Source organism: Agrococcus lahaulensis DSM 17612 (genome assembly GCF_000425105.1).
Taxonomy (GTDB): domain Bacteria; phylum Actinomycetota; class Actinomycetes; order Actinomycetales; family Microbacteriaceae; genus Agrococcus; species Agrococcus lahaulensis.
This window is the reverse complement of the sequence record NZ_AULD01000006.1, coordinates 424,045-446,075: the sequence shown is the minus strand read 5'-3', so window position 1 is coordinate 446,075 and position 22,031 is coordinate 424,045. Positions and strand designations below refer to the sequence as shown.

The following is a 22,031-nucleotide window of genomic DNA, read 5'->3' as shown; positions in this document are numbered from 1 at the left end:
ACGACGGCGGCGCGGGCCCCGAGACCGAGGAGCTCAGGCTTCGGCCGACACCTTCGCGCGCGCTTGCTGCAGCGCGCCGGGGCGCGGCTCGATCTCGACGGCCGGGTCGTGCTGCGGATCGGCCGGGAGCAGCACGCCGTCGAAGAACTCGGCGAGCAGCTCGGGGCGCTCGAGCGGCAGCACGGCGGCGACGAACATGTCGGGCCGAACGACCACGACGCATCCGTCGCGGCTGACCCCGCGGCGCTCGAAGATGTCGTCCTCCGGATCGGCGGCGTAGACGAGCTCCTCGTCGCGCAGCTGGAAGGGGCCGAAGCGCGGCCGGAAGACGTCGTCGACGTCGTGCGGCTCGATCGCGTCGTGGTCCTGCTGCCACACGACCTTGACGTCGAAGACGCTGCCGGCGTCGTCGCCCTCGCGGCGCGTGCGCACGTACGGCGACTCGGACGAGGTGCGCAGCCACTGCGCCCACCCCTCGATCGCGCCGCCCTGCCCGGGCGCCTCGCGGCCCGCGAAGGCGTAGAGCCGCCAGCGGCCGTCGGCCCGCATGTGGTGGCCGAGCTCCATCGGCACCGCGTCGCAAACGCGCACGACCGGCGCCGACCAGCAGCGCTTGCCGATCGGGAACCCGGTCGCGAGGTGCTGGTGCTCGCCCGCCTCGACGATCATCGAGGGCTCGTAGTGCGTGCCGAAGGCGGAGGCCTGCACCTCGCTCTTGAGGTAGTGCGCCGTGACCTCCTTGGGGTCGACGCCGCCGAGCTCGGGGTGCTCGGGGTCGAGCACCTTCGCGCCCATGAGCGTCGACCACTCGCGGTCGAAGTCGATGAGCTTCTGGGCGACGTCCCGGCGCTCGACCGAGTAGGTGTCGAGCAGCGACTCCGGGGAGCGCCCCGTGAGCACCGAGCCGAGCTTCCAGCCCAGGTTGAACGTGTCCTGCATCGAGACGTTCATGCCCTGCCCGGCCTTCGCCGAGTGCGTGTGGCACGCGTCGCCCGCGATGAAGACGTGCGGCTCGACCGTGCCGCGCTCCTCGGGCTTCACGTCGTCGAACGTGTCGGTCAGGCGCTGGCCCACCTCGTAGATGCTCCACCACGCGACGTCGCGGACCTCGAGCCGGTAGGGGTGGAAGATCGACTGGGCGATCTCGACGATCCGCTCGAGCGGCGTCTCGCGCACCTTGCCGTGGTCCTCGGGCGCGATGTCGCCCATGTCGACGTAGATGCGGCACAGCGCGTTGCCCTCGCGAGGGATGAGCAGGATGCTGCCGGCCTCCGACTGGATCGCGCACTTCGTGCGGATGTCGGGGAAGTCGGTGTCGACGAGCACGTCCATGACGCCCCACGCGTGGTTGCGCGAGTCGCCGAGCAGCTGCCCGCCGATCGACTTGCGCACGACCGAGCGGGCGCCGTCGCACCCGACCGCGTACTTCGCCCGCACGACGCGCTCGGTGCCGGCGTCGGGGCCCGCCGTGCGGCGGAGCGTCGCCTTCACCGGGTGGGTCTCGCCGTCCTCGACCTCGAGGCCGAGCAGCTCCCAGCCGAAGTCGGGCGTCATGCGGCTCGGCGAGTTGGCCATGTACTCGCAGAAGTAGTCCTGCACGCGCGCCTGGTTGCAGATGACGTGCGGGAACTCGCTGAGCGTCGAGCCCTCGACGCCCGCGGAGTCGGGCGTGGCCTCGGCGCGGTAGATGCGCGAGCGGTCGGCGGGGTCGGGCCGCCAGAACTGCATCTCGGTGATGCGGTAGGCCTCCTGCAGCAGCCGCTCGGCGAAGCCGAAGGCCTGGAAGGTCTCGATCGAGCGAGCCTGCAGGCCGTCGGCCTGGCCGAGCTCGAGGCGGCCGTCGCGGCGCTCGATGATGCGCGTGTGCACCTCGGGGTACATCGACAGCTGCGCGCCGAGCAGCACGCCCGCCGGCCCGGTGCCGACGATGAGCACGTCCATCTCATCGGGGAGCTCCGCGGGCCGGTCGAGGCCGATGCCCGCGGCGGGGAGGATGCGCGGGTCGCCCTTGACGTAGCCGTGGTGGTGGAACTGCATGGCTTCTCCTTCGAAGGATGACTAGTAGCTGTCTGCGACGGTGCGCGAGTCGCGGATGCGGGCCACGGCCGCCTCCGAGCCGCGCGCCATGAGCGTGACGTCGGCCGAGACGAACACGAACGCGGCGCCGCGCGCCAGCACCCGGTCCTGGTCGGCCTCGGCGAACGCGTTGACGCCGACGGGCTTGCCCGCGCCGCGCACGGCGTCGATCGCCGCGTCGACCGCGGCGACGACCTCGGGCGCGCCCGGCGAGCCCGGGAGGCCCATCGAGCCGGCGAGGTCGGCGGGGCCGATGAAGACGGCGTCCACGCCGTCGACGGCGGCGATCTCGGCGGCGTTCGCCACCGCATCCGCCGTCTCGATCTGCACGATCACCGACACGTGCCGGTCGGCGTCGCCGACGTAGCCAGCGGCGCGGCCCCAGCGGGCCGAGCGGGCGAGGGCCGAGCCGATGCCGCGCGCCCCGGGGCGGTCGCCCGCGGCGCCCGGGTAGCGGGCCGCGCGCACGGCGGCCTCGGCGTCGGCGGCGGTCGACACCATCGGCACGACGATGTTCTGGGCGCCGAGGTCGAGCACCTGCTTGATGCGCACGGGGTCGTTCCACGGCACGCGCACGATCGTCGTGACCGGGTACGCCTCGGCCGCCTGCAGGATGTGCAGGATGTCGCGCAGCTCGATCGGGCCGTGCTCGCCGTCGACGAGGAGCAGGTCGGCGCCCGAGCCCGCCATGAGCTCGGCGGCGATCGGACTGCCGGATGCGTTCCACAGGCCCACGAGGGCGCGGTCGGCGCCCGCCAGCACGTCGCGCAGGGTCGGCTTGAGCGCGCTCATCGGAACGCCACCTCGACCATCCCCGCGTCCTGGAACTCGACGCGGACGCGGTCGCCCGGGTGCACCCACACGGGCCGGGTGAAGGAGCCCGCGAGGATGAGCTCGCCCGCCTCGAGCCGGTCGCCGTGCTGCGCGAGCTTGCCCGCGAGCCACGCGACGCCGAGCGCGGGGTGGCCCAGCACGCCGCCCGAGACGCCGGTCTCGATCACCTCGCCGTTGACGAAGCACTGCGCGCCGATCCACGCGAGGTTGCGGTCGCGGGGCCCGAGCTCGACGTCGCCCACGACGACGGCGCCGAGCGCCGCGTTGTCGCTGATGGTGTCGACGATCGTCCGGCCCGCGAGCTCGATGTGGGAGTCGAGGATCTCGAGCGCCGGCACGACGACCTCAGTCGCGTCGAGCACGTCGTCGATCGTCAGTCCATCGCCCTCGAGCGGCGAGCGCAGCACGAAGGCGAGCTCGACCTCGACGCGCACGTTCGACCACTGCGCGTGCTCGACCTCGTCTCCCGAGCGGTAGGCCTGGTCGGCGAAGATCACGCCGTAGTCGGGCTCGGTGATGCCCGTCGCCTCCTGCATCGCCTTGCTCGTGAGGCCGATCTTGCGGCCCACGAGGCGCGCGCCGGCCTCCTCGCGCCGCGCGCGCCAGATGCGCTGCACGGCGTAGGAGTCCTCGATCGTCGCCTCGGGGTAGCGGGTGGAGATCCGCTCGATCGTGCCCCGCGAGCGCGTGGCCTCGGCGAGCTCGTCGGCGATCGCGGTGACCGTCGCGTCGTCGAGGCCCCGGCCAGGGCGCAGGTGGTCGCTCGTCACAGCTGGTTGCCGATCTTGAAGCCCTTCGCGGCCTCGCCCTTGTAGGTGCCGTCCTCGTCGCCCTTGCGCGTGTACGAGAAGCCGTCGGCGCCGACGGTCACCTCCATCTCGCTCGAGTCGGTGCGCTCGACGACCTCCACGACGTTGCCGTCGAGGTCGAGCACCGGCGACGCCTCGGTGTACCAGGAGGGCACGACCGGGTTGCCCCACCAGTCGCGTCGCTGGTTGTCGTGCACGTCCCACGTGATGACGGGGTTGTCGGGGTCGCCCGTCCAGTAGTCCTGCGTGTAGATCTCGACGCGGTGCCCGTCCGGGTCGGTGATGTAGAGGTAGAAGGCGTTCGAGACGCCGTGGCGGCCGGGCCCGCGCTCGATGTGATCCGACATCCGCAGCGCGCCGAGCTTGTCGCAGATCTGGATGATGTTGTGCTTCTCGTGCGTCGAGAACGCGATGTGGTGCATGCGCGGCCCGTTGCCGCCCGTGAGCGCGGTGTCGTGGACGGTGCCCTTGCGGTGCATCCACGCCGCGTAGGTGACGCCCTGGTCGTCCTGGATGTCCTCGGTGACCCGGAAGCCGAGGTCCTCGAGGTACTTGCGGCCGCGCGGCACGTCGGGCGTGACCTGGTTGAAGTGGTCGAGCCGCACGAGCTCGCCCGCCGAGTAGAGCTCGTAGCGCTGGTGCAGCCGCTCGACGTGCTCGGTCGCGTAGAAGAACTCGTAGGGGAAGCCGAGCGGGTCCTCGACGCGCACGCTGTCGCCGAAGCCCTTCTGGAAGCCGCCGGCTCGACGCTCGGTGCGGCAGCCGAGCTCCCGGTAGTACGCCTCCGCGCGGTCGACGTCCTCGGGGGTGCGCACCCGGTACGCGAACGCGGCGACGGCCGCGACGGGGCCCTTGCGGAGCACGAGGTTGTGGTGGATGAACTCCTCGAACGACCGCAGGTAGATCGCCTCGTCGTCCTCCTCGGTCACGTGCAGGCCGAGCACGTCGACGTAGAAGGCGCGGCTCTTGGCGAGGTCGGTGACGACGAGGTCCATCGCCGCGCAGCGGATGATGTCGGGCGCGGGGACGCTGGGCTTGGGAATCTCGTTCATGGTGCTGCTCCTTGGCGGGGGAGGGTCAGGCGGATGCGCCGAAGCGGGTGGTGTGGACGTCGCCGAGCGTGATGTGCACGGCCTGCTGGTCGCTGTAGAAGTCGAGCGAGCGGTAGCCGCCCTCGTGGCCGAGGCCGGAGGCCTTGACGCCGCCGAATGGGCTGCGGAGGTCGCGCACGTTGTGGCTGTTGAGCCACACCATGCCCGCCTCGACGTCCTGCGCGAAGAGGTGCGCGCGCTTGAGGTCGTTCGTCCAGATGTAGGCGGCGAGGCCGTACCTCGTGTTGTTCGCGAGCGCGAGCGCCTCCTCGTCGGAGTCGAACGGCGTGATCGAGACGACCGGTCCGAAGATCTCCTCCTGGAAGATGCGCGCCTCGGGCTGCACGTCGACGAAGACGGTCGGGGCGACGAAGTTGCCCTCCGGGTAGGCCTCGGGGCGGCCGCCGCCGGCGACGAGGCGGCCCTCGTCCTTGCCGATCTCGACGTACGACATGACCTTGTCGAAGTGCTCGGGGTGCACGAGCGCGCCCACCTCGGTCTTCGGGTCGCCGGGGTCGCCGACGACGATGTTCCTCGCGCGCGCGGCGTAGCGCTCGACGAACTCGTCGTAGACGCTGCGCTCGACGAGGATGCGGCTCCCGGCGGTGCAGCGCTCGCCGTTGAGCGAGAAGACGCCGAAGAGGGTCGAGTCGATCGCGGCGTCGAGGTCGGCGTCGGCGAAGACGACGGCGGGGCTCTTGCCGCCGAGCTCCATCGAGAGCGCCTTGAGGTGGGGGGCCGCGTTGCCGAAGATGAGCTGCCCGGTGCGGCTCTCGCCCGTGAAGGAGATGAGCGGCACGTCCGGGTGCTTCACGAGCGCGTCGCCCGCGGTCTCGCCGAAGCCGTTGACGAGGTTGAAGACGCCGCGCGGCAGCTCGGCCTCCTCGAAGATGCCCGCCCACAGCGAGGCAGAGAGCGGCGTGAACTCCGCGGGCTTGAGCACGACGGTGCAGCCGGAGGCGAGCGCGGGGCCGAGCTTCCAGGACTCGAGCATGAACGGCGTGTTCCACGGGGTGATGAGGCCCGCGACGCCCTTGGGCTTGCGGTTCACGTAGTTCACCTGCGTGCCGGGCACCTTGTAGGTGTCGTCGCGGCCCGCGACGATCAGGTCGGCGAAGAAGCGGAAGTTCTCGGCGGCGCGCTGCGCTTGGCCCTTCGCCTGCGTGATGGGCAGCCCCGAGTCCCACGACTCGAACTGCGCGAGCTCCTGGTCGCGCGACTCGACGATGTCGGCGATGCGGGAGAGGATGCGTGCGCGCTCGCGGTTCTTCATGCGCGGCCACGGGCCCTCGTGGAAGGCGCGGTTCGCGGCGGCGACGGCGAGGTCGATGTCGGCCTGCTTGCCGGAGGCGGCGACGGTGTAGTCCTCGTTCGTGACGGGGTTGAGCACGCCGAACGTGTCGCCGTCGACGGACGCGACGCGCTCGCCGTCGATGTAGTGGGGGATGAGGTCGGGGATGCCTGCGGGCTGGTCGGCCATGATGGCTCCTTGTCTGTTCGGGTCGTCGTCGCCGGTGTCGGCGGTCGGGTCTGTCGGCGGCTCAGGTCTGTCGGTGGCTCAGGGCTTCGGCTGCGTGCGGTGCAGGTAGGCGTCGGGCGTCGCGAGGCGGTGCGCGCGCACCGCGAGCTCGATGCGGCGCGGGTCGGCGCCCTCCTCGATGAGCCCGAGGATCGCGTCGTGCTCGTCGATCGCCGGCACGGCGCGGTTCGGCACGAACGAGAAGGTCGACTGGCGCAGCCGCGCGAGGCGCTTCCAGCACGTGTCGATGACGTCGCCGAGCACCTGGTTGGGGCAGACGTCGGTGAGCTGCCGGTGGAAGGCCTCGTTGAGGGCGGTGAACCGCACGGGGTCGAAGTCGGCGAGCGACTGCCGCATCTCGTCGTTGATCGCGCGTGCCGCGGCGACGTCCGACGCGGAGTAGAGGCCCGCGGCGAGCGAGATCGCCGCGCCCTCGACGTAGGAGAGCGTCTCCATCGTGTCGTGGTACTCGAGCTCGTCGATCTCGGCGACGCGCGCGCCGATGTTGCGCTCGAAGGTGACGAGGCCCTCCGCCTCGAGCCGGCGGATCGCCTCGCGCACCGGTACGACGCTCATGTCGAGCTCGCGTCCGATCGCGTCGAGCACGAGGCGGAAGCCGGGGGAGTAGGTGCCGTCGACGATGCGGTCGTGGAGCAGTCGGTAGGCGCGCTGCGACTTCGACGGCGCGATGGTGCCGCCCGACTCGGCGACGGCCGCGGTGCGCGGGCGCCGGCCGCTCACGACCCCTCCGCCTGGGCCGTGTCGGCCTCGTACTTCGCGCGCCACTCGGCGTTCATCGGGAAGAGGCCGTCGACGGGGTGGCCGGCCTCGACCTGCGCGGCGATCCACTCCTCCTCGGCCTCCTGCTGCAGGCACTCGTCGACGAGCTCGCGCGCGAGCGCGGGCGGGATGACGAGCACGCCGTCGTTGTCGCCCACGATGATGTCGCCGGGCTGCACGGTCGCGCCGCCGCACGCGATCGTCTCGTCGAACGACCACGGCACGTGCAGGCGGCCGAGCACCGCCGGGTGGCCGCCGCCGTGGTAGGTCGGCACGCCGATCTCGGTGACGACGTCGAGGTCGCGCACGCCGCCGTCGGTGACGAGGCCCGCGGCGCCGAGGTGGCGGGCGCGGAGCGCGAGGATGTCGCCCAGGGTGCCCGAGCGGTTGTCGCCGCGGGCCTCGATCACGACGACCTCACCGGGCTGCAGCGAGTCGAACAGGCGCTTCTGCGCGTTGTAGCCACCGCCGTGGCTCTTGAAGAGGTCCTCGCGGTTCGGCACGTAGCGCAGCGTGCGGGCCGTGCCGACCATGCGCTTGCCGGGCTGCGTCGTGCGCAGGCCGTCGATCGAGACGTTGTTGAGGCCGCGCTTGCGCAGGCCCGACGAGAGGGTCGCGAGCGCGACGCGCGAGAGCTTGTCGCGCAGCTCGTCGTCGAGCGCCGGCGCGGCGGGCCCCCGGAACTCGGCGATCGGGCGACCGGATGCGTCGGCCCACTGCTCGGGGGTCGGCTTCGGCTGGGCGGAGTAGGCGGGGAGCCGCTGCTCGCCGACCCGCACGGTCGAGGCGAGCCGCCCGGTCGAGAGGCGCTCGCCGTCGGTCGAGGTCGCGGACACCTCGACCTCGACCGACTGGCCGGGGGAGAAGGTGGACGCGTTCGCGGGCGTGCCCGTGAGGATGACGTCGCCGGGCTCGAGCGTGATGAGCTGCGACAGGTCGCTGACGATCTGCGGCAGCGAGAAGACGAGCGTCGAGGTCGAGTCCTCCTGCACGAGCTCGCCGTCGAGCCACGTGCGCACCTCGATCGCGTGCGGGTCCAGCCGCGAGGCGTCGAGGAGCGTCGGCCCGATCGGCGTCATGCCGTCGCCGCCCTTCGAGCGGACGTTCGAGCCCTTGTCGACCCAGCGGAGGTCGAAGACCCCGAGGTCGTTCGCCGCGGTGACCGACGCGACGTGCGCCCACGCATCCGCCTCGTCCACCGCTCGCGCGTGCGAGCCCATGACGATCGCGATCTCGCCCTCGAAGCCGAAGATCTCGGTGCCCGCCGGCACGACGACCTCGCCGCCGGTCGAGAGGGACGTCGCGGGCTTCAGGAAGTAGCCGGGCGCCTCGGGCGTGCGGCCCTTCTGCGCGGCGCGGGCGCGGTAGCCGATGTGCATCGCGAAGACCTTGGCCGGCCGGGAGCCGAGCAGGCCCCAGGCTGCTTCGGCGGAGGCGAGGGTCTCGGTCGGGAGCTGCGACGATGCATGCATGTCGGCATCGTATACGATTCCGAATCTGGTCTGCAAGGGCCGCGCGGCGCCTGATCGCCCGAGGCTCAGGGTCAGCCCAAGGCGCTTGTCGTCGTGCACGAAATCGTATATCTTCCACTCAGTCCCGGCACCGAGCCCTCGGCGCCCTTCCCCTGACAAAGGAGTCAGCGTGTCTCACAGCACGACGCCTCACACGTCCGCGAGAGAGCGGAACAAGGTCCTGGCCGCCGTCGTCGTCGGCACCACCATCGAGTGGTACGACTTCTTCATCTACGCCTTCATGGCGAACCTGGTCTTCGCGCAGCTCTTCTTCGAGCCGGCGGGACCGGGCCTCGGCCAGATCATCTCGCTCGTCACGATCGGCATCTCGTTCCTCTTCCGCCCGCTCGGGGCGTTCCTCGCCGGCCACTTCGGCGACCGCATCGGCCGCCGCCCGATGCTCGTGCTCACGCTCCTGCTCATGGGTGCCGCGACGACGCTCGTCGGCGCGCTGCCCACCTACGAGCAGATCGGCATCCTCGCGCCGATCCTGCTCATGGTGCTGCGCATCCTGCAGGGCCTCTCGGCAGGCGGCGAGTGGGGCGGCGCCGTGCTCATGGCCATCGAGCACGCGCCCGCCAACCGCCGCGGCCTCTACGGCTCGTTCGTGCAGGCGGGCGTGCCGATCGGCATGCTGCTCGCGACCGGCATCCTCGCGGCCATCCGCGCGCTGTTCCCGGGCGACGCGTTCCTCGAGGTCGGCTGGCGCATCCCGTTCTTCATCTCGATCATCCTCGTGCTCGTGGGCTACCTCGTGCGCCGCTCGGTCGACGAGTCGCCGGTCTTCCAGGAGATCAAGGAGACCGCGCAGGAGCAGTCGGCGCCCATCGTCCAGGTCTTCAAGAAGTACGGCCTCGTCGTGCTCTTCGCCGCGCTCGTCTTCATGGCGAACAACGCCACGGGCTACATGACGACCGGCGGCTACATCCAGGGCATGGCGTCGCGTCCCGTCGACGCGCCGGTGCCGGGACTCGGGTTCGACCCGGTCGGCGTGCAGCTGGCCACCTTCGCAGGCTCGCTCTCGTGGCTCGTCTTCACGTTCGTCGCCGGCTGGGCGTCGGACCGCATCGGCCGCAAGCCGCTGTACCTCATCGGCTGGGCGGCGCTCGCCGCGGGCATCGTGCCGCTGTTCCTGCTCGTCGAGACGGGCGTCGCGGGCGTCGCCTGGGCCACGATCCTCCTGGGCGTGGGCCTCGGCCTCACCTACGGGGCGCAGGCGGCGTGGTACGCCGAGTCCTTCCCGGCCTCGGTGCGCTTCTCGGGCGTCTCGATCGCGTACGCGATCGGCGCGGTGATCGGCGGCGCGTTCGCCCCGACGATCGCGCAGGCGCTGCTGCAGGCGACCGGCTCGACGTGGGCGATCGTCGGCTACCTCCTGGCGACCGTGGTGCTCTCCGTCATCGGCACGCTGCTGCTGAAGGACCGCACCGGCATCCCGCTCTCGATCGAGTTCGAGAAGTCGGGCAAGTGGGCCGGCTGGAAGAAGGGCGACGAGTTCGTCGCGCTCTCCGAGGTCGACCGCGAGGCGGCCGTCGACCGCTGACCCGACCAGACCGGAACGGCCCCGCTCTCGTGGCGGGGCCGTTCCGCGTCCGCGCCGCGATGGATCAGGGCTCGACGCGCGGGTCGTCGAGCGGCGTGCCCGGCTCGTAGGGCCCGAAGAAGAGGTCGGCGCCGTCCTGCGTGAGCGCGGTGCCCGTGGCGCGCTCGCCGTCGAACGCCGCGATGGTCGCGAAGGCCAGGCGCGCGCCGGGCTCGTGGGGGTCGGCGATCTCGAGCCGCCAGCGGTCCGGCGACCGGACGATCGCCGGCTCGGCGATGACGAGGCGCAGCATGCCGCTGTGCGCGGTGAGCGTCACGGACCCGAGGAACGCGCCGTCGTCGCCGCCGGGGAAGCGGAAGGCGTCGCCCTCGGCCGTCGCCCCGTCGCCGGCCTCGACGGTGCCGGCGCCGCGGCCGCGCACGTAGTCGAGGAGCGACGCCTTGATGCCCCAGACGAGCGCGGTCACCGCCGGCCCGGCCAGGGGAGCGAGCGCGCGAAGTCGATGAGGGCGCGCGTGCGGGCGGTCGGCTCGGGCGACGCGGGCCAGATCACGTCGATGCCGACGGGCGGCACGCGCGGCGCGATCTCGAGCATGGCGACAGGGTAGCCCTCGTAGCTCGCGGGGTTCGCGGGCCGCTGCACGAGGATGCCGTAGCCGAGGCCGCGGCCCACGAGTGCGCGCACGGCCTCGGAGCTCTGCACCCGATGGCGCACGCGCGGCGTGACGCCCGCGGCGGCGAAGAGCGAGAGGGTGTGCTCGCTCGAGGGCGGCGCGTCGAGCAGGATGAGGTCGCGCTCGGCGAGCTCGGCGAGGCGCACCGAGCCGCCCGCCGCGAGCGGGTCGTCGCCCGCCACGACGACGTGCGCCGGCAGCTCGAAGAGCTTCGCGCGGCGCGGCTCGCCCGGCACGAGCGTGTCGTAGACGAAGGCGACGTCGATGCGACCCGATTCGAGCCGGCCCTCGAGCCGGTCGTGCGTCGCCTCGACGATGTCGAGCTCGACACGCGGGTGCGCTCGGCCGAAGCCGGCCAGGAGCGGCGGGAGGATCGTCGGCGCGAGCGTGGGGTAGCAGCCGATCGTGATCGGCCCGACGAGCTCGCCGGGGGCGCCGCGCAGCGAGGTCTCGAGCTCGCGGGAGGTCGCGAGCAGCCCGCGCGCGCGAGCCACGACATCCGCCCCCGTGCTCGTGAGCGTCAGGCCCCGTGCCCGCCGGCGCACCGCCAGCTGCGAGCCGAGCTCGCGCTCGAGCTCGCTGATCGCCTCCGAGATCGCCGACGGCGACACGTGCAGCCGAGCCGCGGCGGCCGCGATCGTCCCCTCGTCGGCCGCGCACACGAGGTAGGAGAGCTGCCGGAGCGTGAACGCTGGCGCGTCGAGGGCATCCATTCGTCGGCTCCTCCGAGGTAGAACGTGCGATTGATCCGCTTTCGCCAACGTAGTCGGTGGCGGATGATCGAGGCAGGACCGATCACGAGGATGTGCTCCATGCCGACCGAAGCTCCCGTCGCCGACTGGGTGACGATCCCCGACCTGGACCGCGACCCGTTCCCGATCTACGAGCGCCTGCGCGCCGAGGGCGGCGTGCACTGGGTGCCCGCGGTCGGGCGCTACCTCGTCACCTCCTACGAGGCGGTGCACGAGACGGAGTTCGACCAGGAGGTGTTCTCGGCGAACGAGCGCGGCTCGCTGCAGATCCGCGCGATGGGCCACTCGATGCTGCGGCGCGACGACCCCGAGCACTACCTCGAGCGCAAGGCCTGGCAGCCGGCGCTGCGACCCGGGGTCGTGCAGCGCGTGTGGCGCTCGTCGTTCGAGCGGAACGCCGAGCGCTACCTCGACGAGCTCGTCGAGAAGGGGCCGGGCGCCGACCTCATCTGGGACTTCGCCGCCCCCTACGCCGCCGAGAGCCTGCGCGAGATCATCGGCCTCCCCAACGCCCGGCAGGAGGACCTGCAGCGCTGGTCGCAGACGCTGATCGACGCGACGGGCAACTACGCCGACGATCCCGAGGTGTGGGCGAAGGGGATGCGCTCGTTCGACGAGGTCGACGCGGCGCTCGACGAGGTGCTGCCGTGGCACGCGGCGAACCCGAACGAGTCGCTCCTGTCGCAGCTCCTGCGCATCCCCGACTACGAGATGCCGATCGAGCGCATCCGCGCCAACGTCAAGATGACGATCGGCGGCGGGCTCAACGAGCCGCGCGACGCGCTCGGCGTGGCCGCGTGGGCGCTGCTGACGCACCCCGAGCAGCGGCGCGCGGTCGAGGCCGACCCCTCGCTCTGGAACGCCGCGTTCGACGAGACGATCCGCTGGGTCGCGCCGATCGGCCTCTACTCGCGGCAGGTCACGCGCGACACCGAGCTCGCCGGCGTGCGGCTGCCCGCCGGCGCGCGCTTGGGCATCTGCATCCTCTCCGCCAACCGCGACGAGCGCGTGTGGGAGGACGCCGCACGCTTCGACGTGCGCCGCGAGGTCAAGCCGCACCTCGCCTTCGGGAAGGGCGTGCACGTGTGCCTCGGCGCGTGGGTCGCGCGCTCGGAGGTCGCCGATGTCGCGCTGCCCATGCTCTTCGAGCGGCTGCGCGGGCTCGACGTCGTGCCCGAGGCGCCCCCGACGATCACCGGCTGGGTCTTCCGCGGCATGACGAGCCTGCCCGTGCGGTGGCGCTCGGTCGCCGAGCCCGCGACGGTCGTCGCCGCGCCGGCAGCCGCCGCACCGGCCGCGCCGCGCATCGCGATCGTCGGCGCCGGCCCCGCAGGCTGCTTCACCGCCCAGGCGCTCCGCCGCCGCTTCCCGGCGGCGGAGCTCGAGGTGCTCGACGCGCTGCCGGTGCCGTACGGGCTCGTGCGCTCCGGCGTCGCCGCCGACCACCCCGGCACGAAGTCGGTCGCGCGGCAGTTCGACCGGCTCTTCCAGCACGAGCGCGTGCGGTTCCGCGGCAACGTGCGCGTCGGCGTCGACGTGCCGCTCGACGCGCTCCGAGGCGCCTACGACGCCGTCGTGCTCGCGACCGGCATGCGCGCCGATCGGCCGCTCGACGTGCCGGGCGACGCGCTCGAGGGCGTCCACGGCGCCGGCCGCATCACGCGGCTGCTCAACGCGCACGCCGACGAGGGCGAGGCGCCGTCACTCGGCGAGCGCGTCGTGGTCGTCGGCCACGGCAACGTCGCGATGGACGTCGTGCGCCTGCTCGCGCGCGACGCCGAGGGACTCGGCGGCACCGACGTCGACGACGAGGCGCACGAGCGGCTCGCCGGTGCCGTGCGCACGATCCACGTCGTCGGCCGCAGCGCCCCGAGCGCCGCGCGCTTCGACCCGGTCATGGTGCGCGAGCTCGCGGGCCTGCCGGGCGTTGCGCATCGCGTGCACGGCGCCGGGCTCGAGGGCATCGAGCCGGGCAAGGACGCGCGGGCGGATGCGGTGCGGGGTCTGGTCGCGGAGCCCTCCTCCCAGCCGCGCGTCGAGGTGCACTGGTGGTTCGGGCTCTCGCCCGCGCGCATCGAGGGCGACGGCCGGGTCGAGCGGGCCGTCTTCCGCGGTGCCGACGGCGAGGTCGAGCTCGGGGCCGACGCGATCGTGACGGCCGTCGGCTTCGCCGCCGACGACGAGTGCCTCGTCGAACCGGGCGCGCACGCGAGCGGCCGGGTCGAGCCGGGGCTCTACACCGCCGGCTGGCTGCGGCGCGGGCCGCGCGGCACGATCCCCGACCAGCGCACCGACGCGCGAGAGCTCGCGCGCCTCATCGCCGACGACCTCGAGGCCGGCGCCATCGGGGCGGGCCGCGACGGGCTGCCGCCGGTCGAGGGGGAGACCGACTTCGAGGGCTGGCGGCGCATCGACGTGCGCGAGCAGCTCGGCGCGGCGCCCGGGCGCTCGCGGTCGAAGCTGCGCTCGCGCGCCGCGCTGCTCGAGGCTGCGCGCGACGCGACGATCCCGCTGCCGGAGGTCGAGCGCCTCGAGACCGCGACCGAGGGGGCGGGGCTGCCGGTGACGGTGCTGTTCGGCACCGAGTCGGGCGGCGCCGAGCTCGTCGCCGACGAGCTGCGGCGCGGCCTCGCGGGCCGGGCGGCGGTCGAGGTCGTCGACATCGCCGACGCCGCGCCGGGCGACCTCGATGCGAGCCGCCTCCACCTGCTCGTCTGCTCGACGTACGGCGACGGCGAGGTGCCGACGAGCGCCCGGCCGTTCCTCCGCGCGCTCGTCGAGGAGCGCCCCGATCTCCGCGGCGTGCGCTTCGCGGCCTTCGGGATGGGCGACCGCAGCTACGCGAAGACGTACTCGCGCGGCAGCGAGCTCGTCGCCGAGGCGCTCGCGGCGTGCGGCGCCGAGCGCGTCGGCGAGTACGGGCGGCACGATGCCGGCGGGCCCGTGCCCGCGACCGAGGCTGCGCTCGAGTGGGCCGAGGGGGTGCTCGCCGAGGCGGCCGCGCCGGTCGCCTGACGCGCCGGCCGAGCCGTCGTCAGTCCTCCTGCGGCGGCAGCGGCACCTTCGGCAGCTTCTTGACCCGCGCCCGGCGCTTCGGCCGCGCCGGGATCATCGAGCGCATCTCCTCGAGCCGGCCGAAGCACAGCAGCCGGTCCTCGGCGTGCAGCACCTCGGTGCCCTTCGGGTTCGGGATGACGGTCGTGCCGCGGTGCAGCGTCAGCACCGTGATGTCGCGCTCGCGGAGCCCCGACGCGTCGAGCGGCTTGCCGACGAGGTCGGCGTCGCCGTGCACCACGAGCTCGGCGACGCCGAAGCCCGTCGAGACGGCGAGCCGCTCGCGCACGTCGATCTGCGGGAACGCGACCTGGTTGTCGATGTAGTCGATGATCGCGCCCGCGACGTCGAGCCGCGTCGCGCGCTCGATGCCCTCGAGCCCGGGGGAGGAGTTGACCTCCATCACCTGCGGGCCGTCGTTGCCCTCGAGCATGTCGACGCCCGCGACCTTGAGGCCCATGATCTGCGCGGCGCGCACCGCGACGCGCTCGAAGTCGGGGTCGAGCGTCACCGGCTCGACGCTGCCGCCGCGGTGCACGTTCGAGCGGAACTCGTCGCCCTGGGCGCTGCGCCGCATCGCGGCGACGACGCGGTCGCCGACGACGAGCGCGCGGATGTCGCGGCCCTTGCTCTCGGCGACGAAGCGCTGGATGAGCACTTGCTGCTTGGTGCTCTGCAGCGTCTCGATGATCGCCTCGGCGACCTTGATCGTGGGCGCGAGGATGACGCCGATGCCCTGCGTGCCCTCGAGGAGCTTCAGCACGACCGGTGCGCCGCCGACGCGCTCGATCGCGGGGATCACGTCGGCGCGGTCGCGCACGAACGTCGTGGGAGGCATCCCGATGTCGTGCCTCGCGAGGATCTGCGTCGCCCGCAGCTTGTCGCGCGAGTTGGCGATGCCGTTCGCGGTGTTGGGTGTGTAGACGTCCATCTGCTCGAACTGCCGCACCACCGCGGTGCCGAAGTAGGTGATCGAGTTGCCGATGCGCGGCAGGATCGCGTCGTAGTCGGTGAGCTGCCGGCCGCGGAACTGCAGGTCGGGCGCCTCGCCCGAGAGGTCGATCGCGAAGCGCAGGGTGTTGAGCACCTTGACGTCGTGGCCGCGCTCGGCGGCCGCGGCGCGGAGCCTGCGGGTGCTGTAGGCGCGCGGAGCGCGCGAGAGGATGGCGAGCCTCATGCGAGGTCGACCTGCCTTCCTGCTTGGATGGGGGCCTATGGGCGATGACCATCCTCGCAGGCCTGCGATCGCCGGTTGGCGCGAATGGGTCGGCCTGCCGCACCTCGGCGTGCCGCACGTGAAGGCCAAGCTCGACACCGGCGCGCGCACGAGCGCCCTGCACGCGTTCGACATCGTCGAGTCGACGCGCGACGGCGCCAACTGGGTGCGCTTCTCGGTGCACCCGTGGCAGCGCTCGGCTGCCGATGCCGTCGTCGTCGAGGTGCCCGTGCACGACCGCCGGCTCGTCCGCTCCTCGACGGGTCACGAGCAGGAGCGCATCGTCATCCGCACGGCGCTCGCGCTGCTCGGGCGCGAGGTGCTCACCGAGGTGACGCTCGCGCGCCGCGACGAGATGGGCTTCCGGCTGCTCGTCGGGCGCGAGGCGCTCCGCCAGGGGTTCGCGGTCGACTCGGCGCGCTCGTACCTCGGCGGCCGTCCCGCGCGCACCGTGCGGCTCAAGAACCGGGGCCGCGCCGGTGCGTGAGTCGTTCGCGATCGGCGGCGTGCGCGTGCGCGCCGGCCAGGCGAAGGGCGTCGAGCTGCCGATCGCCCGGCTCGTGACGGGCGGCGACGTCTCGCTCCCCGTGCGCGTGCTGCACGGCCGCGAGGAGGGGCCGGTCGTCTGGATCGACGCCGCCATCCACGGCGACGAGGTCGTGGGCGTCGAGGTCATCCGGCAGGTGCTCGCGCAGGTGTCGCCCAAGCGGCTCCGCGGCACCCTCATCGCCGTGCCGGTCGTCAACGTGCTCGGGTTCCTGAACGGCGACCGCTACCTGCCCGATCGCCGCGACCTCAACCGCTCGTTCCCCGGCTCGGCGCGCGGCTCGCTCGCGAGCCGCATCGCCCACCTGCTCATGACCGAGGTCGTCGCGCGCTGCGACGTCGGCATCGACCTCCACACGGGCTCCGACCGGCGCGACAACCTGCCGCAGATCCGCGCCGACCTCGACGACCCCGAGACGCGCCGGCTCGCTGCCGCGTTCGGTGCTCCCGTCATGCTGCACGCGAAGCTGCGCGACGGCTCGCTCCGCCAGGCCGCGCGCGAGGCGGGCGCGATCGCGCTGCTCTACGAGGCGGGCGAGGCGCTGCGGCTCGAGCAGGAGCCGATCGAGGTGGGCGTCGCGGGCGTGCTGCGCGTGCTCGCCGCGCTCGGGATGCTCGACGACGACGAGGCGGCGGATGCGTCGCTCGAGTGCCGCGCGAGCGGCTGGGTGCGCGCTCGCGGCACCGGGATCCTGCACCTCGACGTCGAGCTCGGCGACCGGGTCGAGTCGGGCGCGCGGCTCGGCCGGGTGGCGGATGCGCTCGGCACGGGCGGCCGGATCGTGCGCGCCGACCGCGCCGGCATCGTCATCGGCCTCACCCGCGCGCCGATCGTGCACGCGGGCGATGCGGTCGCGCACCTCGCTGAGCCTGAAGGATCTTCAACCGGATAGTCGGGCGGGCGAGCCGAATGCTGTCGCGCCCTGTCGGCTGTCCGGTTGAGCCGGGCTCAGCTGGTGGCGCAGCGCCGGCGGTCGGCGCGAACGGCAGCGCGGCGCCGGTCGGGCCGCACTAGGCCAGCAGCGCGGTCGTGCCCGTCACGATGAGCGCGAGGCCGCCCGCGAGCGAGAGGGCGATGATCGACCACTTGACGACCGTGCGGTTCACGAGGTGCGCGAGCCGGTTGCCGAGCAGCACGCCCGCGACGACCGGGACCACGATGAGCGCCCATCCCCACCAGGGCCACTCGGGAGCGCCCTCGGGGGCGACGACCGGGCGGATCGCGACGATCACGCCGCTCACGATCACCCAGAACGGCTGCATCGTCGCGACGAACGTGCGGTCCTGCCAGCCCGAGAGCAGCGTGTAGATGCCGAGCGCGGGCGCGCCCATGCCGACGCTCGCGTTGAGCACGCCGATCGTCGCCCCCGCGGCGACGCGCAGCGGCGGGCCGTCGAGCGCCCGCGCGCTGCTCGTGAAGGCGACCGAGACGACCACCCCGACGACCGCGATGACGCCGACGACGATGCGCAGCGCATCCGTGTCCGCACCCCTCGCGAGCAGCAGCCCCGGCACCATCATCGCGACCGCGGGGACGGCGAGCCACGCGAGCCGCCGCCAGTCGATGTCGCGCCAGACGCTCGGGAGGATCACGAGGCACGCGAGCGCGCCGTAGAGGTTGACGACGAGCACCGCCGCGAGCGGGCCCGCCACGAGCGCGACCGCCGGCGTGACGACGAGCCCCCAGCCCATCCCGATCATGCGCTGCCCCGCCGCGCCGATGAAGACGGCGACGGCCGCGACGGCGAGGGAGAGGAGGTCCACGGCCGTCAGCGTAGGTGCTCAGGGGGATGCGCGACGGTGCAGGCGCGCCGAGTGCGCGATCGGCTGCGGCTCGGCGGTGATGAGGTCGCGGAAGCCCGGGCACCGGGCGAAGTCGCTGTGGGTGCACGACTGGAGGTGGCGGATGACGGCGAGCGCGGCCTCGAGCTCCGCCTGCTGGCGCTCGAGCCGGGTGACGTGGTCGGCGAGCAGCGCGTGCCGCTCGGCGGCGCTCTCGGTCGCGAGCACGGAGCGGATGGTGGCGAGCGACATGCCCGCGTCCTGTGCGCGCAGGATCGTGCCGATGCGCATGCGCGCGCTCTCGTCGTAGCGGCGCTTGCCGCCCACGCGCGTCGTGGGCTCGAGCACGCCCTCGGCCTCCCAGTGGCGCAGCACGTGCGGGGCGAGGGAGAACTCGGCGGCGAGCTCGCCGATCGACAGCAGACTTGACCTCATGTCGACATGAAGTCACATGCTGGTGCGCATGGCAACGCTCGACCTCGTCCAGGACCCTTCGCGAGCCGGCTCCGAGCCGCTCGACTGCATCGTCGTCGGCGGCGGCCCCGCGGGGCTGCAGGCCGCGCTCACGCTCGCGCGGGTGCACCGCTCCGTCGCGCTCGTCGACGCCGGTCCGGGTCGCAACGCATCCGCCGCGCACATGCACAACGTCGTCTCGCGCGACGGGACGCCGCCCGCGGAGTTCCGCGCCGTGGCGCGCGAGCAGCTCGCCGGCTACGCGACCGTGCGGCTCGTCGACGGCCGGGTCGCCGCCGCCGAGGTCGGGGACGGCGCCGTTGCGGTCGAGCTCGCCAGCGGGGAGCGGCTCGAGGCGCGCTTCCTGCTGCTCGCGACGGGCGTCGCCGACGTGCCGCTGCCGCTCGGTCTCGCGCGGCACTGGGGCGGCCAGGTCGCCCACTGCCCGTTCTGCCACGGCCACGAGCTCGGCGACCGGGTCGTCGTGCTCGGCGGCGAGCCGCAGCGCGAGCACGTCGCGCGCATCATGGCGGGCGTGGCCGAGCACGTGACGTGGCTCACCGACGGGCTGCCCGTCGACCGGGAGGCGCGAGCGGCGCTCGCGGCCCGCGGCATCGAGGTCGACGAGCGGTGCGCGACCGGTGTCGTCGAGGACGGCGGCCGGCTGACGGCGATCGAGCTCGAGGACGGCACGGCGCTGCCGTGCACCGGCGTGCTCGCGGGCGGCGACTTCCGGCAGGGCTCGACGCTGCCCGACGTGCTCGGCTGCGCCATGCGGCCCGACGGCACGATCGAGGTCGACATGCTCGGCCGCACGAGCGTGCCGCGCGTGCTCGCCGCGGGCGATGCGGCGCTCTCCGGCGGGCACTCCGTCATCGCGGCCGCGGCGGCCGGCCAGCTCGCGGCCGCGGGGATCGTGCGGGAGCTCATCGCGTGAGCCGCGCCCCCGGCACGGGCCGCGGGCTCAAGCGGTCGCGAGGAGCCCCGCGATGCCGGTGCCGATGACGGCGACGCCACCGACGATGGAGAGCACGATGACTGCCGCGCGCGCGAGGCCCGCGGGCACCCGGTGGGCGATGCGGTGGGCGAGCAGCGTGCCGAGCGCAGCGGCGGCCGAGGCGCCAGCCCACGCCCACCACGGCCACTCGGGGAAGCCCTCGGGCACGAGCACCGCCCGCTGGCCGAGCGTCACGAGGTTGAGCACGACCCAGAAGGGCTGCATCGTCGCGGCGAGCACGATCGGATCCCAGCGGCTCACGAGCGCGTAGATGCCGACGAGCGGGGCGCCGACGCCGACCGCGGCGTTGAAGCCGCCGATCGCGAGGCCGGAGCCGATGCGCGTGCCCGGGCCGTCGAGCGTGTGGCGCGAGCGCGTGAAGACGACGGAGATCAGCACGCCCGCGATCGCGAGGATCCCGACCGCGATGCGGAGCGCATCCGCCGACACGACGCGCGCCAGCAGCAGCCCCGCGACGCTCGCGGGCACCGCGGGCAGCAGCAGCCATGTCAGCCGTCGCCAGTCGACGTCGCGCCACACGCCCGGCAGCATGAGCGAGCACGCGACGACGGCGAAGATGCAGTTGAGCGGCACCGCCGCGATCGGGCCGGCGACGATCGTCGACACCGGGCCCATCACGAGCCCGAAGCCGAGCCCGACGACGCGCTGGGCGACCGTCGCGACGAAGATCGCCGCCGCGTAGAGCAGCAGCGTGAGCGGATCGATCACGACGGCGCGCCCGGGCGGCGCGCGGTCATCAGTGCTCGCCGATGCGGAGCGAGTCGCCGTTCTCGAGCCGGTGGTGCGTGCCGCCGTGCTCGGCGGCCGCCGCCTCGATGCGCGCGTGCGCCATGCCGAGGCCCATGGGCGAGAGGGGCGCGTCGTGCACCGCGAAGGTCGCGCGCGGCGCGACCGCGGTCACGAAGTCCATCACCTCGCCGATCTTGAGCCACGGAGCGCCGGCGGGCGCCGCGAGCACCTCCACCTTGACGTCGGGCGTCGCGTAGGAGTCGCCCGGGTAGTAGAAGCGCTCGTTCACGAGCACGCCGAGGTTGTCGACGAGCGGGATCGAGCGGTGGATCTCGGCGTGCGTGCCGCCGAAGAAGCGGAGCCGGAAGGGGCCGGCGGTCACGCGCTCGCCCGCCTCCACGACCGTGACGTCGAACTCCTCCGCGGCGGCCGCGACGCCCGCCGGCGCGTAGATGGGCGTGCCGGGATTGGCCGCGAGCAGCTCGCGCAGCCGGCCGGCGTCCCAGTGGTCGGCGTGCTCGTGCGTGATGACGATCGCGACGAGGTCGGGGGCCGAGACGGGGCCGGTCTGGTTGCCCGGGTCGATGACGAGCTGGCGTCCGTCCTCATCGAGGATCATGCAGGCGTGCTCTCGCTTGGTCACTCGCATGGCATCCACGATAGGCGGTGCGGCGGGCCGGTGCAGGTGCACCGGTCGCGCCTGCGGCTCGCCTAGGCTCGCTCCCGTGCGCATCGTCGTGGCGTCGAAGCCGACCAGCGCCGGCCGCGCGGGCGCTGTCGGCGAGCGCGTCGCTGCGCGCCTCGCCGCGCTCGGGCACGACGTGCGGCACATCGCGGCCGCCGACTACCGCGGCCAGCTCGAGCAGTCGCGCTTCGCGATGACGACGGCGGATGCGCTCGTCGTCGTGGGCGGGGACGGCATGGTGCACCTCGGCGTCAACATCGTCGGCGGCACCTCGAAGCGGCTCGTGATCGTGCCGGCAGGCAGCGGCAACGACTTCGCGGCCTCGCTCGGGATCCGCATCGGGGAGCAGGCGATGGATGGGCTCGAAGCGGCGCTCGCGGCCTCGCCCGAGCGCTTCGACCTCGTGCGCATCGAGCACCCCGACGGGGTCGAGCTCGCGGCGGGCGTCGTCTCGGTCGGCTTCGACGCCGACGTCACGGTGCGCTCGAACCGGTTCACGCGCGTGCCGCGCGCGTTGCGCTACCGCGCCGCGATCGCCGCGACGCTCCTGCGGCCGCGGCACCGCACGTTCCGGATGCGCTTCGACGGCGGCGAGGAGCGGTCGTGGCGCACGCTCATCGCGGCGATCGCCAACAACGGCACGTTCGGCGGCGGGGTGCCGATCGCGCCGAGCGCGTCGCTGCACGACGGCCGGCTCACGGCGGTGCTCGCCGACGAGGTGTCGTACCCGCGGTTCCTGCTCACGCTCGCGAAGGTGCTGCGCGGTCGCCACGAGGCCGATCGCCGCCTGCACGTCCGCGACTGCGAGTCGGTCGAGATCGCGAGCGACGACCCGGTGACGGTGTGCGCAGACGGGGAGATGGTGGGGAGGCTGCCGGTGCGCTGCACCGCGATGCCGGGCGCGCTGCAGGTGCTCCGAGCTCCGTGACGGGCCGCCGCCGGCGCCGATTTGGCGCACGC

General features: G+C 73.3%; 20 protein-coding genes. 6 read left to right on the top strand and 14 right to left on the bottom strand.

The genetic code is table 11. The annotated features are described in order from the left end of the window. Positions 1-33: 33 nt before the first annotated feature. The 7 genes from H508_RS15075 to H508_RS0106890 form a co-directional block, all read right to left on the bottom strand. Complete coding sequence (locus tag H508_RS15075) at positions 34-2,037, bottom strand: FAD-dependent monooxygenase (RefSeq protein WP_084155181.1); 2,004 nt, start codon at positions 2,035-2,037, stop codon at positions 34-36. A gap of 21 nt (positions 2,038-2,058) precedes the next feature. Then, positions 2,059-2,868: an HpcH/HpaI aldolase family protein gene (locus tag H508_RS15070; RefSeq protein ID WP_035254218.1), complete on the bottom strand. Its 810-nt coding sequence runs from the start codon at positions 2,866-2,868 to the stop codon at positions 2,059-2,061. Beyond that, positions 2,865-3,680 carry a 2-keto-4-pentenoate hydratase gene (locus H508_RS0106910; protein ID WP_245569472.1) on the bottom strand — a complete coding sequence of 272 codons (816 nt, stop codon included), beginning with the start codon at positions 3,678-3,680 and terminating at the stop codon, positions 2,865-2,867. Before H508_RS0106910 ends, H508_RS15070 begins: the two co-directional genes overlap by 4 nt. After that, positions 3,677-4,771: a 3,4-dihydroxyphenylacetate 2,3-dioxygenase gene (gene hpaD / locus H508_RS0106905; protein WP_026373517.1), complete on the bottom strand. Its 1,095-nt coding sequence runs from the start codon at positions 4,769-4,771 to the stop codon at positions 3,677-3,679. The genes H508_RS0106910 and hpaD overlap by 4 nt, the downstream gene beginning before the upstream one ends. 25 nt (positions 4,772-4,796) lie before the next feature. Beyond that, complete coding sequence (hpaE, locus tag H508_RS0106900) at positions 4,797-6,290, bottom strand: 5-carboxymethyl-2-hydroxymuconate semialdehyde dehydrogenase (RefSeq protein ID WP_026373516.1); 1,494 nt, start codon at positions 6,288-6,290, stop codon at positions 4,797-4,799. A 78-nt stretch (positions 6,291-6,368) separates the two neighbouring features. Then, the gene (locus H508_RS0106895; protein ID WP_051222914.1) at positions 6,369-7,070 is read right to left on the bottom strand and encodes a GntR family transcriptional regulator; all 702 of its coding nucleotides are present in this window, start codon (positions 7,068-7,070) and stop codon (positions 6,369-6,371) included. Beyond that, the gene (locus tag H508_RS0106890; protein ID WP_084155180.1) at positions 7,067-8,581 is read right to left on the bottom strand and encodes a fumarylacetoacetate hydrolase family protein; all 1,515 of its coding nucleotides are present in this window, start codon (positions 8,579-8,581) and stop codon (positions 7,067-7,069) included. The genes H508_RS0106895 and H508_RS0106890 overlap by 4 nt, the downstream gene beginning before the upstream one ends. A 169-nt stretch (positions 8,582-8,750) precedes the next feature. Between H508_RS0106890 and H508_RS15065 the strand changes: the two genes are divergently transcribed. Next, entirely contained in the window at positions 8,751-10,163 is a 1,413-nt protein-coding gene (locus H508_RS15065) for an MFS transporter (RefSeq protein WP_051222912.1), read from the top strand. A gap of 64 nt (positions 10,164-10,227) precedes the next feature. On the opposite strand, the gene H508_RS0106880 is transcribed toward H508_RS15065, so the two are convergent. Beyond that, positions 10,228-10,629 (bottom strand): HtaA domain-containing protein, encoded by a 402-nt coding sequence (locus H508_RS0106880; protein WP_026373513.1) that lies wholly within the window; start codon positions 10,627-10,629, stop codon positions 10,228-10,230. Beyond that, positions 10,626-11,549: a LysR family transcriptional regulator gene (locus tag H508_RS0106875; RefSeq protein WP_026373512.1), complete on the bottom strand. Its 924-nt coding sequence runs from the start codon at positions 11,547-11,549 to the stop codon at positions 10,626-10,628. The genes H508_RS0106880 and H508_RS0106875 overlap by 4 nt, the downstream gene beginning before the upstream one ends. A gap of 99 nt (positions 11,550-11,648) precedes the next feature. On the opposite strand from H508_RS0106875, the gene H508_RS0106870 reads away from it, so the two are divergent. Then, on the top strand, positions 11,649-14,603 hold the full coding sequence (locus tag H508_RS0106870) for a cytochrome P450 (protein ID WP_026373511.1): 2,955 nt from the start codon (positions 11,649-11,651) through the stop codon (positions 14,601-14,603). 19 nt (positions 14,604-14,622) lie between these two features. Here H508_RS0106870 and H508_RS0106865 read toward each other — a convergent pair whose 3' ends face one another. Then, positions 14,623-15,819 carry a RimK family alpha-L-glutamate ligase gene (locus H508_RS0106865; protein ID WP_021010063.1) on the bottom strand — a complete coding sequence of 399 codons (1,197 nt, stop codon included), beginning with the start codon at positions 15,817-15,819 and terminating at the stop codon, positions 14,623-14,625. Positions 15,820-15,856: 37 nt separating this feature from the next. Between H508_RS0106865 and H508_RS0106860 the strand changes: the two genes are divergently transcribed. After that, on the top strand, positions 15,857-16,345 hold the full coding sequence (locus H508_RS0106860) for an ATP-dependent zinc protease family protein (protein ID WP_026373510.1): 489 nt from the start codon (positions 15,857-15,859) through the stop codon (positions 16,343-16,345). After that, the gene (locus tag H508_RS0106855; protein WP_035254215.1) at positions 16,338-17,297 is read left to right on the top strand and encodes a succinylglutamate desuccinylase/aspartoacylase family protein; all 960 of its coding nucleotides are present in this window, start codon (positions 16,338-16,340) and stop codon (positions 17,295-17,297) included. Before H508_RS0106860 ends, H508_RS0106855 begins: the two co-directional genes overlap by 8 nt. A gap of 118 nt (positions 17,298-17,415) precedes the next feature. Here H508_RS0106855 and H508_RS0106850 read toward each other — a convergent pair whose 3' ends face one another. Both H508_RS0106850 and H508_RS15060 read right to left on the bottom strand, forming a co-directional pair. Continuing rightward, positions 17,416-18,168, bottom strand: coding sequence for a TSUP family transporter (locus H508_RS0106850; RefSeq protein WP_021010066.1), 753 nt, complete (start codon positions 18,166-18,168; stop codon positions 17,416-17,418). Between the two features lie 18 nt (positions 18,169-18,186). Continuing rightward, positions 18,187-18,621: a helix-turn-helix domain-containing protein gene (locus tag H508_RS15060; RefSeq protein ID WP_035254212.1), complete on the bottom strand. Its 435-nt coding sequence runs from the start codon at positions 18,619-18,621 to the stop codon at positions 18,187-18,189. A gap of 28 nt (positions 18,622-18,649) precedes the next feature. On the opposite strand from H508_RS15060, the gene H508_RS0106840 reads away from it, so the two are divergent. Continuing rightward, positions 18,650-19,576, top strand: coding sequence for an NAD(P)/FAD-dependent oxidoreductase (locus tag H508_RS0106840; protein WP_051222911.1), 927 nt, complete (start codon positions 18,650-18,652; stop codon positions 19,574-19,576). 27 nt (positions 19,577-19,603) lie between these two features. Here H508_RS0106840 and H508_RS0106835 read toward each other — a convergent pair whose 3' ends face one another. Both H508_RS0106835 and H508_RS0106830 read right to left on the bottom strand, forming a co-directional pair. After that, complete coding sequence (locus H508_RS0106835) at positions 19,604-20,365, bottom strand: sulfite exporter TauE/SafE family protein (protein WP_026373507.1); 762 nt, start codon at positions 20,363-20,365, stop codon at positions 19,604-19,606. Positions 20,366-20,393: 28 nt separating this feature from the next. Continuing rightward, positions 20,394-21,035, bottom strand: a complete 642-nt coding sequence (locus tag H508_RS0106830; RefSeq protein WP_026373506.1) for an MBL fold metallo-hydrolase — start codon at positions 21,033-21,035, stop codon at positions 20,394-20,396. A 76-nt stretch (positions 21,036-21,111) separates the two neighbouring features. Here H508_RS0106830 and H508_RS17395 point away from each other — a divergent pair, with 76 nt between their 5' ends. Next, positions 21,112-21,999, top strand: coding sequence for a diacylglycerol/lipid kinase family protein (locus H508_RS17395; protein ID WP_021010071.1), 888 nt, complete (start codon positions 21,112-21,114; stop codon positions 21,997-21,999). Positions 22,000-22,031: the final 32 nt, after the last annotated feature.

Coding starts and splice junctions, on each gene's coding strand:
- H508_RS0106840 (WP_051222911.1), top strand. CDS start 18,650: ATGGCAACGCTCGACCTCGTCCAGGACCCTTCGCGAGCCGGCTCCGAG.
- H508_RS0106890 (WP_084155180.1), bottom strand. CDS start 8,581: ATGCATGCATCGTCGCAGCTCCCGACCGAGACCCTCGCCTCCGCCGAA.
- H508_RS0106860 (WP_026373510.1), top strand. CDS start 15,857: ATGGGCGATGACCATCCTCGCAGGCCTGCGATCGCCGGTTGGCGCGAA.
- H508_RS0106865 (WP_021010063.1), bottom strand. CDS start 15,819: ATGAGGCTCGCCATCCTCTCGCGCGCTCCGCGCGCCTACAGCACCCGC.
- H508_RS0106875 (WP_026373512.1), bottom strand. CDS start 11,549: ATGGATGCCCTCGACGCGCCAGCGTTCACGCTCCGGCAGCTCTCCTAC.
- hpaD (WP_026373517.1), bottom strand. CDS start 4,771: ATGAACGAGATTCCCAAGCCCAGCGTCCCCGCGCCCGACATCATCCGC.
- H508_RS15075 (WP_084155181.1), bottom strand. CDS start 2,037: ATGCAGTTCCACCACCACGGCTACGTCAAGGGCGACCCGCGCATCCTC.
- H508_RS0106830 (WP_026373506.1), bottom strand. CDS start 21,035: ATGCGAGTGACCAAGCGAGAGCACGCCTGCATGATCCTCGATGAGGAC.
- hpaE (WP_026373516.1), bottom strand. CDS start 6,290: ATGGCCGACCAGCCCGCAGGCATCCCCGACCTCATCCCCCACTACATC.
- H508_RS0106870 (WP_026373511.1), top strand. CDS start 11,649: ATGCCGACCGAAGCTCCCGTCGCCGACTGGGTGACGATCCCCGACCTG.
- H508_RS15070 (WP_035254218.1), bottom strand. CDS start 2,868: ATGAGCGCGCTCAAGCCGACCCTGCGCGACGTGCTGGCGGGCGCCGAC.
- H508_RS15060 (WP_035254212.1), bottom strand. CDS start 18,621: ATGAGGTCAAGTCTGCTGTCGATCGGCGAGCTCGCCGCCGAGTTCTCC.